The following is a 16,193-nucleotide window of genomic DNA, read 5'->3' on the forward strand; positions in this document are numbered from 1 at the left end:
TCAAATTGTCAAAACATCCTCTACACGCTCACACAGCCGTTCCATCAGTTCCATGATGCCGCCCGCACCAACCGCAGCTGCGAAAAGTCCCATCTCAATCAGGGTCAGCAGGAACACATCTGTCCAACTCGCCCGTACCACCGAATAGATGCCGCAGCCAAGAACGAACAGCATGACCGGCGAAAGCACCCACAGGGATAGCTGCATCAGCAGATTCCAGATAAAGCACAGAAATCGCAGCAGAAACGCAACTGGCAGCAACAGGATTTTCAGCATCAGATTCAACAAAAAACATACGATCTTCATGGATTTCACCCCTTTGTTTTTCTTTTCATCTTTATTTTACCGCACCCGCTTGCCAAACACCACGATGTCAACAGGTAGACCAAATAATATGTAACGGCACAGACTGTTTCATCTGTGCCCTGTGCTGTAGAAATCCCGCACATTTGCGCCGTCAGCGCATAGCCGAAAGCCTCTTCAGGATCAGCTTTTGCATCTCCCAAAGTTCATTCAGCCGCTTCTGCAAATCCCGGATATCCTCCGCATAGATGCTTCCGGATTCATTGGCGCGTTTTGCGTACTGGTTCAGGTTGTTGCTACATCGGCGAAGAAGGGTAGATACCTGCGCCACATCCGACAAATCAAGATTCACGCAGTATCCGTCCAGCGCCATTTTTCGCATATAGGCACCGGTATTCTGAATACCCAATTCCTTCTGCTTTTCCCGAATCCTCGCCAGCTCTTCCGGGTTTACTCTGACATTGATCCAGTGTTCCCGAACGCTCATAGTGCCACCTCCTCATCATCCCGATGTGTCATCGGCGGAATGCGACCGGCACGGTCACGCATCTCTGCCAGGACAGACGGCTTTCCCGTTGTTTTTTCACGGTCATGGTCATCCTTTCCACGGTCATCCATATTCAGCAGTGCATCCAGTTCCGCCAGTCTTGCGCTCTTTTCTGCCAGTTCTGCCTCCTGGGGGAATGGTTTTCCAAGCTCGGCCTGTGCCGCTTCCTGCTGGCTCCTAAGACTGTCCAACTGCTGTTCCGCCTTTTCCAACCTTGCAGGAATCCCGGCAAGGGCATTGTCCAAACGCAGGATATTGCCCGCAGCACTGGTGCCAATGGATACCCGGTGAGTCATCTCGCCTTTTAGCAGCACCTGATACTCTTTCTGGAAGCTGTCAAATGTCAGCTCCATCTTGAAACCACGATAGCTGCCAAGCGGCACCGGCTCCAAACTCTGATTGGCTTTACAGACTGCGAGGATTGCTTCACCGGCCTCGGCTTTTTCAGTAAAGCGTGTGCCATTCACTTCCATGCCGCAGAACCCTTCTTCCGGCAGCGGATGTGCCGCCACCGCCCGGATATCCGACTGAAAGCCTTTGATGAACCCCCGTGTTTTCTCAATCTCCGCAGGGAAATATTTCATCAGCTTATCTTCCAATCGGTACTGCTGGCTCTGATGGTCTGCTTTCAGCACCTTTAGTCTGGCAACATCTACATCCAAGTCCATTTTCTCCTTGATCTGCGGGTCTCCTGCACAAAGTGCCTTGATTTCCGCATAGGAAAGTGCCTGCTCATCCACATCGTCACAGGAACGTACCGGAGATTTGCTGGTCATGATCTGACTGATAAACTTCTGCTTATTCTCCAGTGTCTGATAGAGGTAGGCATCAAAGGTTCCTTCCGTCACATACTGATAAACCTGCACTTCTTTGTTGCGGTTGCCCTGACGGATGATTCGACCATTTCGCTGAGTCATGTCCGCAGGCCGCCAACCCACATCCAGATGATGCACGGCCACCAGCCGATCCTGCACGTTCGTGCCTGCGCCCATCTTCTGTGTCGAGCCTAACAACACCCACACCTGCCCGGTACGGACTTTGGCAAACAAATCCTTCTTTTTTGCCTCGGTATCCGCATCATGGATAAATGCGATTTCTTCTTCCGGCACACCGGACTGGATGAGTTTGGCGCGGATATCCTCATACACGTTGAAGGTTCCATCGTTTTTCGGTGTGCTGAGGTCGCAGAACAGCAGCTGGGTCAGCTTATCCGACTGTCCGTCCTCATAAATCCGAAGCACATTTCGCACACAGGCATTGAGCTTACTGTTAGGGTCATCCGGCAGAAGCGGATTCATCAGCCGCTGATCCAGCCCCAGCTTTCTGCCATCCGATGTGATTTTCAGCATGTTATCGACCGATGGGGCTACCACACCGGAATGCACAGCCGCCGCCCGTTCTGAAAGCTCCGCCACCATCGCCTGCTGATGCTCCGAAGGCTGCACTACTACGGTTTCAAACTTTGCTTCCGGCACCGGCAGATGCAGCTGATCGGAGGTCTTGATATCCGCCACTTCCTTGAACATGTTCATCAGCTCCGGCTGGTTGAAGAACTTTGCAAATCTCGTTCTTGCCCGGTATCCGGTTCCTTCCGGTGCCAGATCGATAGCCGTTGTGGTCTCACCAAAGGTAGAAGCCCAGCTGTCGAAATGGGTCAGCCCTTTCTGCTGCAACGTGCCGTACTGGAGATACCGCATCATTGTGTACAGCTCCGTCATACTGTTGCTGACCGGCGTGCCGGTCGCAAAGATGATGCCGCGCCCGCCTGTCAACTCGTCCATATACTGGCACTTCATAAACATATCCGAAGATTTCTGCGCTTCCGAAGTGGACAAGCCTGCGACATTGCGCATTTTTGTGTAGAGGAACAAGTTCTTAAATGCGTGTGCCTCGTCTACGAACAGCCGGTCTACGCCCAGCTGCTCAAAGGTAATCACATCGTCCTTTCGGTCGGTTGCCCGGAGTTTTTCCAATCTCGCCTCCAATCCTTCCCGGGTCTTTTCCATCTGTTTGATGGAGAAACGCTCGCCATTCTGGGATTTCATCTCAGCAATGGCGTTTTCGATTTCATCAATCTGGGCAGTCAAAATCCGCTCCTGGCGTTCTACGGACACCGGGATTTTCTCAAACTGGGAATGGCCGATGATGACCGCATCGTAATCACCAGTTGCAATTCGTGCGCAGAACTTCTTTCTGCGGGCGGTTTCAAAGTCCTTTTTGCTTGCCACCAGCAGTTTCGCACTCGGATACAGGCGCAGGAACTCGTTTGCCCACTGAAGGGTCAGATGATTTGGAACGACAAACATGGATTTCTGGCACAGTCCCAGCCGTTTTGCCTCCATAGCGGAAGCTGCCATCTCGAAGGTCTTGCCGGCACCCACTTCGTGGGCCAGCAGCGTATTGCCGCTGTACAGCACATGAGCGATGGCATTCTGCTGGTGTTCCCGCAGCCGGATTTCCGGATTCATGCCGCCAAAGCGGATATGGGAACCATCGTACTAACGGGGACGAGTACTGTTGAACAGTTCGTTATACTTTTCCACAAGTTCCGCACGGCGATACGGATCTTTCCACACCCAGTTCTGGAATGCATCCTTAATGGCCTGCTGTTTCTGCTGGGCGAGAGTGGTCTCCTTTTTGTTCAGAACCCGCTCCTGTTTGCGTCCGCGTCCTCCACGGTATCATAGATACGAATATCCCGCAGATTCAGCGTATCCTCCAGAATCCGATAGGCATTGGCTCGGCTGGTGCCGTAGGTCATATAGGCATGGACATCATTCCGGCTCGGTGTACTCTTACCGGTGATCTGCCATTCCGCCGTCATGGGAGAGAATTTCACCTCGATGTTCCGGCGCAGATAAAACGGCGGTTCAAAGGTTTCTTCCATGAACTGCTGGATATAATCCCTACTTACCCATGTGGCACCAAGGCGCACATCAATCTCTGAGGCATCCAGGTCTTTCGGCTGTGCTTTCTTCAAATATTCTGTGTTCACTGCAAAGGCAGGGTCAGAAGCCGCAGCCAGTTCTGCCACGCGGAGCTTTTCCCGGACATTGCCGGACAAATATTCATCAGCCGTCACCCAGCCGTTTTCCTCGTTGTCCTGCGACATCGGGTCTTTGAAAATGACACCATGCAGTTCCTGCCGGATTTTTTCATATTCCCCCGGTGTACCTAAAAGTTCCGACATATAGGGCAAATCCGCTCTGCCGCGCTCCCCGATAGAGATTGCCAGAGCCTCTGCTGGAGTATCTACGCTGGTAACAGCCCGTTCCGGTCGAATCGTCCGTTTGGTGAACATATCCGCCTTGGATTCCAGCCTGCCGTTTTCATCTACATTTTCCAGAGAGCAGAGCAGATAATACGACGAATCTTCTGAAAATGCCTGCGCATTTGCACGCGAGTTGATAAGCCCATACTGAGCGGCGAATCGGTCATAGGCTACATTCAGTTCCCGCTGTTTCTGGGCAATCGCCTCCTCCGGATAGTCGTTCAGCTGGTAGTCGATCAGTTCTTGCACAATGGTACGAAGCTCCACCATACCCTTGATCCTGCCTGTGGCTGTCGCAGAAAGGTCAGCCTTTCGCATGATGCTGTTCTCACGGAAGTAGACATCCCCATCCACCACCGCATAGGAGAAGTTCTTTACATTGGGGTCTGCCGGAATGGTTTCGCCCTGCAAGGACAGTTCTTCCTCCGGAGCCAGCTCCTGCGCTTCATAGTGACCGCCGATGTGCTGCACAGCCTCATGCAGCTGGTCTATCCAGAATCGGAATGACCGTACATTCTTCCTTGCCGTACTGGGTGCTTTCCGTTGTAATCTCACCTAGCACCATTTCCGGGTGGTCAACAAAGTAGCTGTTGAGGGCAATACCCTCCGATGTCAGTCCCAGATGTACCCAGTCCGGTTCGATATCAATGGGATGGTCTCTCCTTTGCAGAAAAATGATATCCGACACTACATCTGTACCGGCATTGGCACGGAATGCGTTGTTGGGAAGTCGAATGGCTCCCAGCAGTTCTGCCCGCTGCGCCAGATACTTTCGCGCGTCCGGATTCTTGGAATCCATCGTATAGCGGCTGGTAACAAAGGCCACGATGCCACCGGGACGAACCTGATCCAACGCCTTGGCAAAGAAATAGTTGTGGATAGAAAAACCGAGTTTATCATAGGGCTTATCACTGACACGGTAGTTGCCAAAGGGCACATTGCCCACAGCCAGATCATAAAAATCACGCCGGTCGGTGGTCTCAAAACCTGCCACCTTGATTTCTGCCTGCGGATACAGCTTCTGCGCAATGCGCCCGGTAATGGAATCCAGTTCCACACCATACATTCTGCTTCCTAGCATGGAATCCGACAGCATACCAAAAAAGTTGCCGACACCCATCGACGGTTCCAGAATGTTGCCTTTTTCAAATCCTATGCCGTCCAATGCTTCATAGATTGCGCGGATCACGGTAGGACTGGTGTAATGCGCATTCAGAGTCGAAGCCCTGGCTGCGGCATATTCTTCTTCCGTGAGAGCTGCTTTCAGTTCCTTATATTCGCCAGCCCAGGCAGTTTTCTCTGCGTCGAAGGCATCTGTCAGTCCGCCCCAGCCTACATAATTAGCCAACGTTTCCTGTTCCTCCGGTGTCGCATCCCTGTGCTGGTTTTCTAAGGCTTTCAGCGTGTAGATTTGCCATCTGGATATCCTTATTATCTTCTGCAACGACAAAATTCCATTCCAGAAGATGTTTTTCCTGAATCCCCGTTGCTTTCAGCTTCCTGATTTTACGCTGCCGCTCCACCAGCTCATCCTGGCGTTTCTTCTCCGCCATCGCTTCCTGCTGGCATCTGCAAAGGCAGGGAACAATCTTGTCTCTGCCCCAGAGCTTTACCCTGCACTGCACCGGCGTGTGGCAGCTCCGACAATACAGCAGACCATCTTCGCCCTTGTATTCCTGCTCTCCGGGTTCTTTCGGCGTAAAGAGCGAATCCAACGCCGCATTCAAAACCTCAGGCACCATGTCACTCAAAGGCTGTCTCCTTCCTCAAATGTGTAGTCTGCCGGGTTATACTTCGGCTTTTCTCTCTTTGCCCAGCTCCGGATTGTGGCAAGGTGATTTTTGTAGCTTTTGCCGGTGGAGGCCATATACTCAGAGAGCCGTTCCACCCGCATCAGATAATCTCCCGGGAACTCCTGCCGGAGCTTGCTGTATTCCGTGTCAGAGAGAAGGACATTTTCATATGAGCCATACCGGTGCTGGATTTCCTTTCTTTCTCTTTTATTGATTGTTTCAGTACTTGTTCTATTAGTACTTAATTGCGCGGGATTTTCCGTAACCGGTGTGTCCGTATCCGGATTTACCGTATACGGCTTTTCCGTACACGGTGATTCCGAACACGGCTTTTTCCTTGGCATCTCATAGATCACATACTCCGCTCTGCCCATCCGACCGTTGCTCTCACGCTGCTGGTTCCTTTCCAGATACCCAAGACGTTCCAGTTCTTTCAGAGCTGTAAGCACCCCATCTACGCCATCCGGTGTAATCGAAGATAATCCCCGTACCGAATAGTTCCATGTGTCCGGCAAACTGAGCAGCATAGAGAGAAGTCCTTTTCCTTTCAGGCTGAGACCCTGATCCCGCAGGTGGTAATTGCACATCGTTGTGTAATTGCTGTTCTTCTCAACCCTGAATACCGGCATGGTGCTCACCACCCTTTTTCGCAGGCTCCGCTTTTTTCTTCGGACATTTGCGCGGACGATCTTCGCTGTCCTCCCGGCGATGGTATTTGCCGGTATCCTGCATCATGCGTTCAAATGCCTGAAGTCGTCCCTCTGTAAAAAGTGTCATTCGATCACACCCCATTTCTTAAACAACTTGAAGAGATGATTCTTTCCCTTGCAGGTCACTCTCGTCTGCTGTACCAGTTTTCCGCTTCTGCCGTAGCAATCCCGGACAATAAAATAGCCTCTTGCAGATTTGTCTGCAAAAGGCATCAGCCAGTCGCTTGGACTGCGGTACAGATAGCGATGGTCCAGTAAGAGAGCCACTGCTGTCTTCTCCGGGATACCGATTTCCTGACAGAAATTCCGGATGCAGGTGCAGTCCTCCGAATTTACAAAGGTGTCGAAGTAGTCTGCCTTGGGCTGCGCCGCATCCAGTTGTTTGCAGATACCCTCAAGCTGCTCTCTCTCGGCTACAAGCTCCTGCGCCAGAGTGTAGATGACCTCCGGATGCTGAATCACCTGATCCAAAATGGAATCGCTCATATACACACCATGCTTGCGGATGGAAGGGAGAACTTCATCAAACACCCAGCGTTCAAATCGTTCTGCCGATGGCAGCTTGCTGTGAACAATCAGCCGGTAAACATCGCCTTCTGTGATAAAGGAGATTTCAACAGCCTGCTCTCCAGCATCCCCATACTGATTCACCTTCTGAACGACCCCCTCGCGTTTCGTTAGGGGGCCTCTGCAATGGCGTTTCACTGCGGCATAGGGATTCACATACCCCAACGCTTTCGCTACATCGCTTGCACAGAAGAAGGTCTTGCCTACCTCTTGCAACACGCGGATCGAACCAAACTCCTGATTTTCGAACACCTCCATCATCTGCCTCGACTGTCTGCCATGACTGTCCACAGCGGTGTCATGGGTCTTTTGATTGAAATCCGTCATACCTGTTACCTCCTGCTCGAATTTGTCTCGCCGGATTTCTGGCGAAAAAAATAGAGCCTCAACCCATTCTCGTTTTCAAAGAATGAGCCAAGGCTCTATGTAAATCAGTCAAGTATGTGTTCGTCCGTTGACGGCAAAATTGGACTACATTTGCTCCTATTGTCCACCAGTAATTTAACCCATAAGAGGTCAAAATGGGCTTGTCCACCAGTAATTCGGCCACTATAAACCCATAAATTTCCGTTCAAATTCCATCAAAATCGAACAGTCCAGACAGAATTTTGGGTATAGAAAAAGCCCGGAAAATGGTGTATTTCCGGGCTTTTTAGCATTATTAAGCTGTAGATTAGCGCTTGGAGAACTGCGGTGCGCGACGTGCAGCCTTCAGGCCGGGCTAAACATCTCTATGGTGCGTTTTTCCTTGATATTACGGGCTTTTTTCGCATTTTCTGTTGTCGGTTGTCCTATTCCTTAACCATAGAAATCGGTAATTTTTCATCAAGATTCCCTTGGTTCAAAGCATCATTCACTACCTCGAAAAGTTCCTCTGGTTTATTATACTTGACTCTCGCGTAAATGTCCATAGTTGTCTTGCTGTTTTCATGCCCAGCTAGATACTGAACTGTCTTGGGATCAACGCCCGCATAGAGCAGATTCGTGATGTAGGTATGCCGCAACAAGTGCGGTGTTACATCGAAATCCAGGGTATAGCGAATCTTGGGATTGTTCCTCTGCGTTGTTCCTAATGTCGGCTTGACGGTATATTTGATGCTCTGTCCATTCACATATTTATAGTAGGTTCTCTCTTTCACAGAACGAACAACTACATACTGCCAAACTCTCGTAAACTGTGAATAAGAAAGTGGCAGCCCTTTGCTATCAGCAATCACATACTCCGATATTGAATTTGCTTTTGCTTCGTGTAAACAGTCCGCCAGACACTTCGGAATAGGAATATCCCTTTTTGCTGCCGGAGTCTTTAGAATTGTGGAAATCACAGGTCTGTTATGCTCTGACCTCCATGCTCTCCGCACAGATATGTACGGGGTTCGTACATCCAAAAATACACACTCCCATTGCAATGCAAGAATTTCTTCCCGACGTAGACCGGCATACAAGCCTATCATAATAAAGAGATACGGCGGTAGTCCTTTCACCGTATCCAGCAGAACCGCAACCTGCTGGTCAGTTAAGGCATCTTTCTTTTTCGATGCTTTTCCGCCCTTTGCTGAAATTCCAACGCATGGATTATGGGTTATTAGCTGACTGCGCTCTGCCGAATAGAAAACACACTTGATCAACATATTTACCGTAGCGTATAATCCTTCCGACTTTTTTGACAGTGGAACAAGTGCCAGGCGAATATCATCCGCAGTTACTTCTTCCATATACATATCTCCCAGAGGCTTGATGACGTAGTTCCTCATGTTTTGGTTATACCCCTTCATGGTAGCCGCAGACACCTTTGCCGACTGCATCAGCAGCCATTTTTCACAATACTCGGCAACCGTCGGATGCTTCCGGTGAAAGATGATTTCCTCCACCTGTCTCCGGGCCTCTAACTGCTTTTCATATAATTCTTCGCAGGTGGTCGCATATAAGCTGACCTGCTTTCCATCGGCATCTGTAATTCTGGTTCTGTAATACAGTGTTCCTTTTCTTGTAACCGTTCCGTACTCCGGAACGCTTTGTTTTTTCTTAGCCATACAAATCTTCCTTTCTTGATAATGAGTGTTCTCAAATTCACACCTTCTTTTTATCAGAAAGCACTAACTTAATCAAAGATACGGATTATGAAAAACAAAGAGCGAGACATCCTTGCCTCGCTCCTGCGTTGTTTCCTGCTTTTATAATGTTATGCCTGTGCTGCATCCCACTGGGCAAATGCGCCGCCCATTGTTCTTACCAGCTCATCCGGTCTGTTGTATTTAACCTTTGCGTAAATGTCCATCGTAATTTTACTGCTCTCATGCCCCGCCAAGTATTGAACCGTTTTCGGGTCCACGGACGAATGAATCAGATTCGTAATGTATGTGTGCCGCAGCTGATGCGGCGTCACTTCAAAATCTAAACTGTAAATCACTTTGCCGTTATGTGCTGCCTTTTCACCAAGAACTGGTGTAACCGTGTGTTTTACACGCTTTCCATCCTCGTAGCGATAATAGGAACGCTCCCTGACTGTTCGGGTCACAATGTACTGCCAGAGCCGCTTGAACTGCGTATAGGATAACGGATCACCGTCTCTGTTCGGCACTACATATTCTGACTGTGAATTAGCCTTTGTCTCTTTCAGACACTCTGCAAGGCAAACCGGCAACGGAATATTTCGTTCCGCAGCTTTCGTTTTCAGCTCGTCCAGAATGACCGGCCTGTTATTTTCTGTATGCCATGCCCTCCGTACCGTTAAATAAGGGTAATCCACATCCAGATATACAGAATCCCATTTCAGGGCAAGAATTTCTTCTCGTCGCAATCCTGCATACAGCCCCAGCATCACAAACACATACGGTGGAAGCCCCTGAATAGCATCCAGCAACCTGGCAGCCTGTTCATCCGTCAATGCTGCTTTATCCTTTTGCGGAACACCTCCGCCTTTGGCTGTAAGGTAAATTGTTGGGTTGGTATCAATAATCTTACTTTCCTTTGCTGCCCGGAAAATGGATTTATATAAGATAACCACCGACTTATATACCGAAGCAGATTTTTCGGAAACAGGGACAAGTGCAAGCTGAATATCATCCAGTGTCACATCTGCCATCCGCATCTGTCCCAGTTCTTTTATAATGTGCCGTCTGACCTTTGATGTGTAATCTATCAGCGTAGTTGCCCGCACGTGAACCGACTGCATCAGAAGCCATTTTTCACAGTAGTCTGCAACCGTCGGGGATTTCCGGCAGAATGTATCGTTGTCAATCTGCTCTATCGCTCCCAACTCTTTATCATATAATTCTTCCGGTGTTCGCGCATAAAGAGCTACCAGCTTTCCATCTGTGTTCTGAACTCTCGTTCTGTAATAATCTATGCCGTTAAGCGTAACTGTACCATATTGTGGAATTGCTCTTTTTCTTTTTGCCAATTCCGCCACCTCCTAAGAATATACTCCAGCGCTGTATCTATGTTTTATCAGACCATTATGATTTCGACAAGGATACGGACCGGCTCACACTCCAGCTCTGCGAGGTTTACGATATGTTGCGTTCTTTTCTGCTGGCTTTGCTCTGTGGGTGCATTTTGCGATATACTCCTGAAGGCCCGCCGAGGTAAAGTACACACAGCCATTCTGCACATATTGCACATAAGAAATAAGGCCATTGTTACGGGCCGCGTCCAGCGTTGCAATGCTGATACCCAAAATTTCTGCTGCTTCTTTTCGCGTAATAAGTTTTTCCATAAAGCATATTTCCTCCAATCCGTCAAGTTTGTCATCGTGTTTGTTCAAAATCACATGAATACGCTGGCAGCCGAAACCACCAGCGCATGGTATCTGATTTTGAACAGAAAGCGGCAAACGCTTCCTATTTATATTTCTCAGCTTTCGTCACATTTGCCACGCCCCCTGACGATGGGAACACAATAGGTCTCCGCTGGCGCGGATGTCATAACTCCGCAGCATCGTTCGTATCGTGTGCCGCAGGGTTCCCCCCAAGTCTTTGGCGGGCCGTGAGGAAGTATCTTTAAGCCCCCATGTAGTCATCGCGCCAAATCTGCCACCATTCTTTTATGAAATCGTAGATCGCTCCGAAGCAGTGCTTTCATCACCTCCCTGACTGCTCCATCCTCGCGGCGTTTCATATTCGCTCGTACATGGGTTATGTACCTGTTGTGCTGTCTATTCGATTGTCAATGTGCAGATGAAGGAGGAAAACTTGTCCTTCTTATTAACACTGACAAAAAAGGCAAAAAACAGGCGCATCAAATGAAACTTTATCAAAAATATTTTCCGAGCTGCTTTAAGCCACGGCGGATACTGTCTCGAACACGGCTTGGATCTACACCTTCTACTTCGGCAATTTCATTTACCGTCATTCCCAGATAGTATCGGGCATAAATTCGCTTTGCCTGTTTCTCCGGCAGCTTCATCACAGCGGCATAGACCTGCTCCTGAAACTGTTTTTCCTCCAGAAGCATCTCCGGTGTCTGCGGCTTCAACAGCACCGCATTTTCAATGCCATTCTCGCAATCCAGAGAATACTGTGCTTTATAACGATACATCTTTCGCTCATACGCAGCCTCCGCACGTTCAGCTGCTCGAATAGTCTCCATTACTTCCTCTGTCACATCTACAAAAAAGTCTGTTGTATAAACATCAGGATAAAGTTCCCGAAGGTTAATTTTCTTCATTATGTACCTCCATTTCGATTCACGGGTGATTGACGAGTGAATCGAATGGAGGTGGGGAACGACACCGGTATACAGCCGGATTATCTCCGAAAAAAAGGCAACAAAAAACGCCAGATTCCCGCAATGGGAAACTGGCGCACCAAGAACAGTCATTATTATGCTGAATCACATGGAACGATAATGCCGATGCAATGCTATACTTGCCCGGAGGAGGGGCAATGCTTTTTTTAATTGATGTAGATCATGGGAGCTTTGAAAAAGCAAAAGAGACACGGCAAATTAACCTCCAAGCGGCTACCGTGTCCCTGCAAGTCGTCATTAGTTTGTGTAAACGCAAAGAAACGGCGGCTCTGAAATTGTCCTTCAAAACCGCCGATTGAGTTTAAACCTTAAAATAGCGCACGAAATTATCTGCCCCAGTCAACGGTTTTTTTCTTTCCCCGGACGGGGCAGATAACTTATTATGCAGAGCGGAGCCGATGTGCGCTAATCGGTTCCTTGTACTTTCTCCTTCAGCTTTCGGAAAGATGTATCACTGATGGCGTGTTCAATCCGGCAGGCGTCTTGTTCCGCTGTTTCCTGATCGACGCCAGCAGCGATAAGCTGCTCCGTGAAAAATCGGTGACGCTCATATATTTTCTCAGCAACCTCATGGCCTATGGCGGTCAAATGGAGGAATCCATCTTCATCCACAGTTAGAAAACCACCGTTCTTCAAAATGCCTACCGCATGGCTGATACTCGGCTTGCTAAAACCCATGTGCCGGGCAAGATCAACAGAACGAACCATGCCTTGCTTCTTTTGGAGTATCAGCACAGCCTCCAGATAATCCTCCCCGGACGCATGAATCTTCATCGTAGCCTCCTTTTAGGCGGAAAGCTGCTGTTCTGCGTTCCACATAGCAGCGTACTTTCCATCCTTTGCTAACAATTCTTCGTGTGTACCAGCTTCGGTGATCCGACCATCGGAAACCACCAGAATCTGATCGGCATTTTTTACGATGGATAGGGTATGTGCGATCATCACCACGGTTTTTTTCTCTTTCAGTAGGTTCGCAATCGCCTGCTTTACCGCCAATTCATTCTCAATGTCTAGGGAGGCCGTCGCCTCGTCAAGCAGCAGGATCGGGCTGTTTTTCAAAATGGCACGTGCTATGGAAAGGCGCTGGCGTTCGCCGCCGGACAGGAGATTTCCATTTTCCCCAATCGGCGTATCATAACCCCTCTCCATCTTGCGGATAAAGCCGTCACAGTTTGCCTCTCGGCAGGCCACTTCAATTTCTGCGTCCGTAGCATCCGGACGGGCATGGCGGATATTCTCCCGCACTGTATCATCAAACAGGAACACATCCTGGTCCACCATAGAAATCTGGTCTAATACCCGTTCCGCAGCTACATGATTGATCGGTCTGCCTCCTATGGAAATCGTGCCGCCAGATACTTCATAGTATTTTGCAATCAGGTTCAGGATGGTAGACTTGCCGGAGCCGGAATCCCCCACAATGGCGGTCAGCTTCTGATCCGGCACAGTAAAGGAAGCCTGTTTTAACACCGGTTCCCCGGGAACATAAGAAAAGTTCACATGGTCAAATACAATCTCATGGGAGGCTGCCTGTAGCGGCTCCATGCTGCCGGTTTCTTCCGGTTCCTTCATCACAGCCATGATTTTATTTTTCGAGATCATCAGATTCTTATAGCTGGTGAGGTCTACAAAAATGGAATTTGCCAGCTTCGCACAGAACAAAGGCAGCATACAAATCAAAAGATAGGACACGGTATCTAAAGTTCCGGCTGCCCAGGGGCCATAGGCCGTCCAGATCACAACCGGGCAGGACAGCCAGCTCAAAATACCAAATCCCGCACCTATCGGGAGAACCTTGGCTTCATACACAAAGCTGATCCTGCTAAACTCCTGCATGGCATGGATCACGGTTTTGTTTTTCAGACCGCCAACGCCATAGGCCCGGAAAGTCTGGATACCGGATACATACTCCACAATGCTGCTGACATTCTCTGCACAAATATCGTTCTTCTCTTTGCCATACTTCGCTACCTGCCGGAAAGAAAGCCACAATCCGGGGAGCAAAAGCAGGTCGGCAATCAGGAGGATCAGCCCGACTGGAAAGTAGATCGTCATCACAAAAACAATCAACATCAGCGACAGGGCAAAGCTCTTTGCAATGTCCCCGATCTTATGGGTCAGAATTTTTTCATAGTTATTTACATCACTGGTAATGGTGTTGATATAATCGCCTGTCTGCCCTTGTGTAAACCGGGAAAGCGGGATACGCTTGAGATGGTCGCCCATAAACAAGCGGATATTTTTACTGACTTTTGCGCCGCCGATCTGTGCTTTGGTATAGCCATAGCTGTATATCAAAATACGGAGTAGAAAGATAAATGCAATAACACCTGTCAGGACCAGTACACGGTTCATATCAAACTGACCGTCCCATAAAAACCGCATGACGGAATAAAGCAGCATAAACAGGCTACCGGAGAGCAGCCCCTCCAGGACAGTCCCGGCAACGCCAATATAAAACTCCCGGTTCTTCTTCCATACGTTATTCGGATTCATTCTGCCCGCCTCCTTCCAGTCGATAAGTAATTCCCCTCGCTGTTTCGTAGTCCTCCCATGCTTTCCGATAATAAGCGTTCTCTTTCCGCACTTCCTCATGGGTACCGACGCTGGTGATCGTATGATTCTCTACCACCGCCACACGGTCGCACATTTTCAAGGCGCTCAGCCTGTGCGCTACCACAATGACTGTCCTGCCTTTGCAGAGGTTCTGAATGGCCTTATCAATTTCCATCTGATTTTCCGGGTCAGAGGCGCTTGTCGCTTCGTCCAGAATCAGAATGGGAGCATTTTTCAAGATCGCCCTTGCAATAGCAATCCGCTGTTTTTCCCCACCGGAGAAACGGGAGCCGAAGCTGCCTACCTTTGTGTCATAACCATCCGGCAGCGACATGATGAAGTCATCAATCTGCGCCTCCCTGGCGGCAGCCCGTACTTCCTCCAGGCTGGCGTCTGAACCCATGCGGATATTTTCCAGTACACTGTCACGGGTAAGGAATGTCTTTTGAAATACAATGGCAATATTCTTCAGGATGGTATCGTAGTTCAGTTCATTCACGTTGATCCCGCCGATCAGCACCTCCCCCTCCTGCACATCATAAAACCGGGAGATCAGTTCAATCACGGTACTCTTGCCCGCGCCGGACTGTCCCACAAGTGCCATGCGTTCCCCATCCCTGATCTTGAGGTTGACGCCTTGCAGGACATCCGTTTTCCCATCGTAGGAAAAACGTACATTCTTAAGCTCAATATCATGGTTTTCCGGGAAGTCCATTCCACCTTCATAAACAGGAACGTCCAATATTTCTTTCGTTTTGGTAATGGCGCCCAGGACATTCGCAAAGTTTGTCCCCAATTCCTGTAAAGGCCGGATCTCCGTCAGATACATGGAGCCGACATAGACGAACAGCAAAAATGCACTGGCCGCCAGGGAGCCTTTCAGAAAGAACATCCCGCCCAGGGGAACCATCAGCAGCATCCCACATTCAATCAGAACCACAAAGGTTGCATAAGGAGGCCCCATTCTCCGGGAGGTTTCATTCCACATGGCATTCTCTTCCTGGATCGCACCGGAAAATTTCTGGAACGATTTGCTCCCCATGTTGTACGCTTTAATCAGTTTCATACCGCTGATATACTCGATCATAACGGAATTGAGCGTTGTAATGGATCGGTTCGCCCGGTCCATCAAATCGTCCGTATTCCGAAACATAACCCCCATTACCACAACGGCCAAAATCAACGGCACCAGGGAAACCAGTGCCAATGGGATATTTACTGTCATCAAATAAATGAAAATTGCTACCGGCCCTACCATATAGCACACAAGGTCTGGAAGGTTATGGGCTAAAAACAACTCCAGCTTTTCAATATCTTCATTCAGAACCGTTTTAATATCCCCGGTCCGCCGCTCATTCAATGTACCAAGGGGGACTTTTGCCAGATGTTCCGCCACCATGCAGCGCACCTTGAACAAAGCACCGTAAGCACCTTTATGGGCCGCCACACCGGAACACCCGAATAAAACAAAGCGCAGGGCCACAGAAACGGAGATCATCATTACCGTCTGTACGACAAGATCTTTTGTGCAGATATGCTGGAAAGCGGCATCCATCAGGCGATAAATCCCGATATACGGGACAATGATACACAGGCCGCTTGCCATGGCCAGCAGGATTGCCAGCAGCAGCCAGATTTTTTGCTCACCGGCCCATTGAAGCAGCAGTGCAATCCTGTTTTCTTTTTTCTGTTTCATC

General features: G+C 49.3%; 14 protein-coding genes and 1 pseudogene. 1 reads left to right on the forward strand and 14 read right to left on the reverse strand.

Going from position 1 to position 16,193, the window contains the following annotated elements:
• The 11 genes and pseudogenes from PGY33_RS10390 to PGY33_RS10440 all read right to left on the reverse strand — a co-directional run bounded on the left by PGY33_RS10390 (position 1) and on the right by PGY33_RS10440 (position 11,859).
• Entirely contained in the window at positions 1-306 is a 306-nt protein-coding gene (locus PGY33_RS10390) for a hypothetical protein (RefSeq protein ID WP_270478512.1), read from the reverse strand.
• Positions 307-457: 151 nt separating this feature from the next.
• The gene (locus tag PGY33_RS10395; protein WP_118480806.1) at positions 458-790 is read right to left on the reverse strand and encodes a plasmid mobilization protein; all 333 of its coding nucleotides are present in this window, start codon (positions 788-790) and stop codon (positions 458-460) included.
• Positions 787-5,241 (reverse strand): annotated as a pseudogene (locus PGY33_RS10400) (SNF2-related protein). The gene PGY33_RS10395 and the pseudogene PGY33_RS10400 overlap by 4 nt, the downstream one beginning before the upstream one ends.
• A gap of 220 nt (positions 5,242-5,461) precedes the next feature.
• Entirely contained in the window at positions 5,462-5,872 is a 411-nt protein-coding gene (locus tag PGY33_RS10405; protein WP_243022938.1) for a hypothetical protein, read from the reverse strand.
• Positions 5,869-6,543, reverse strand: a complete 675-nt coding sequence (locus PGY33_RS10410) for a helix-turn-helix domain-containing protein (RefSeq protein WP_118480808.1) — start codon at positions 6,541-6,543, stop codon at positions 5,869-5,871. The genes PGY33_RS10405 and PGY33_RS10410 overlap by 4 nt, the downstream gene beginning before the upstream one ends.
• Complete coding sequence (locus tag PGY33_RS10415) at positions 6,524-6,691, reverse strand: hypothetical protein (protein WP_185911899.1); 168 nt, start codon at positions 6,689-6,691, stop codon at positions 6,524-6,526. The genes PGY33_RS10410 and PGY33_RS10415 overlap by 20 nt, the downstream gene beginning before the upstream one ends.
• Positions 6,688-7,518 carry a phage antirepressor KilAC domain-containing protein gene (locus tag PGY33_RS10420; protein WP_118480810.1) on the reverse strand — a complete coding sequence of 277 codons (831 nt, stop codon included), beginning with the start codon at positions 7,516-7,518 and terminating at the stop codon, positions 6,688-6,690. The genes PGY33_RS10415 and PGY33_RS10420 overlap by 4 nt, the downstream gene beginning before the upstream one ends.
• Before the next feature lie 464 nt (positions 7,519-7,982).
• Entirely contained in the window at positions 7,983-9,224 is a 1,242-nt protein-coding gene (locus PGY33_RS10425; RefSeq protein ID WP_118505603.1) for a tyrosine-type recombinase/integrase, read from the reverse strand.
• A 149-nt stretch (positions 9,225-9,373) separates the two neighbouring features.
• Entirely contained in the window at positions 9,374-10,594 is a 1,221-nt protein-coding gene (locus tag PGY33_RS10430) for a tyrosine-type recombinase/integrase (RefSeq protein ID WP_118505601.1), read from the reverse strand.
• An 84-nt stretch (positions 10,595-10,678) separates the two neighbouring features.
• The gene (locus tag PGY33_RS10435; RefSeq protein WP_008728422.1) at positions 10,679-10,909 is read right to left on the reverse strand and encodes a helix-turn-helix domain-containing protein; all 231 of its coding nucleotides are present in this window, start codon (positions 10,907-10,909) and stop codon (positions 10,679-10,681) included.
• A 536-nt stretch (positions 10,910-11,445) separates the two neighbouring features.
• A complete protein-coding gene (locus PGY33_RS10440; RefSeq protein ID WP_118375117.1) occupies positions 11,446-11,859 on the reverse strand; it encodes a sigma-70 family RNA polymerase sigma factor in 414 nt (137 codons plus the stop codon).
• Between the two features lie 218 nt (positions 11,860-12,077).
• Between PGY33_RS10440 and PGY33_RS10450 the strand changes: the two genes are divergently transcribed.
• A complete protein-coding gene (locus PGY33_RS10450) occupies positions 12,078-12,239 on the forward strand; it encodes a hypothetical protein (protein ID WP_015529866.1) in 162 nt (53 codons plus the stop codon).
• Between the two features lie 106 nt (positions 12,240-12,345).
• Here the strand turns inward: PGY33_RS10450 and PGY33_RS10455 are convergent, their stop codons facing one another.
• From PGY33_RS10455 to PGY33_RS10465, 3 genes are read right to left on the reverse strand one after another with little or no spacing between them, the layout of a single operon-like run.
• A complete protein-coding gene (locus tag PGY33_RS10455) occupies positions 12,346-12,714 on the reverse strand; it encodes a metal-dependent transcriptional regulator (RefSeq protein WP_118505599.1) in 369 nt (122 codons plus the stop codon).
• Between the two features lie 12 nt (positions 12,715-12,726).
• Positions 12,727-14,436, reverse strand: a complete 1,710-nt coding sequence (locus PGY33_RS10460; protein ID WP_270478517.1) for an ABC transporter ATP-binding protein — start codon at positions 14,434-14,436, stop codon at positions 12,727-12,729.
• A complete protein-coding gene (locus tag PGY33_RS10465; RefSeq protein ID WP_270478520.1) occupies positions 14,423-16,192 on the reverse strand; it encodes an ABC transporter ATP-binding protein in 1,770 nt (589 codons plus the stop codon). The genes PGY33_RS10460 and PGY33_RS10465 overlap by 14 nt, the downstream gene beginning before the upstream one ends.
• Position 16,193 lies beyond the last annotated feature (1 nt).

It is taken from the genome of Butyricicoccus sp. AF18-9LB (assembly GCF_027684505.1).
GTDB classification, from domain to species: domain Bacteria; phylum Bacillota; class Clostridia; order Oscillospirales; family Butyricicoccaceae; genus Agathobaculum; species Agathobaculum butyriciproducens.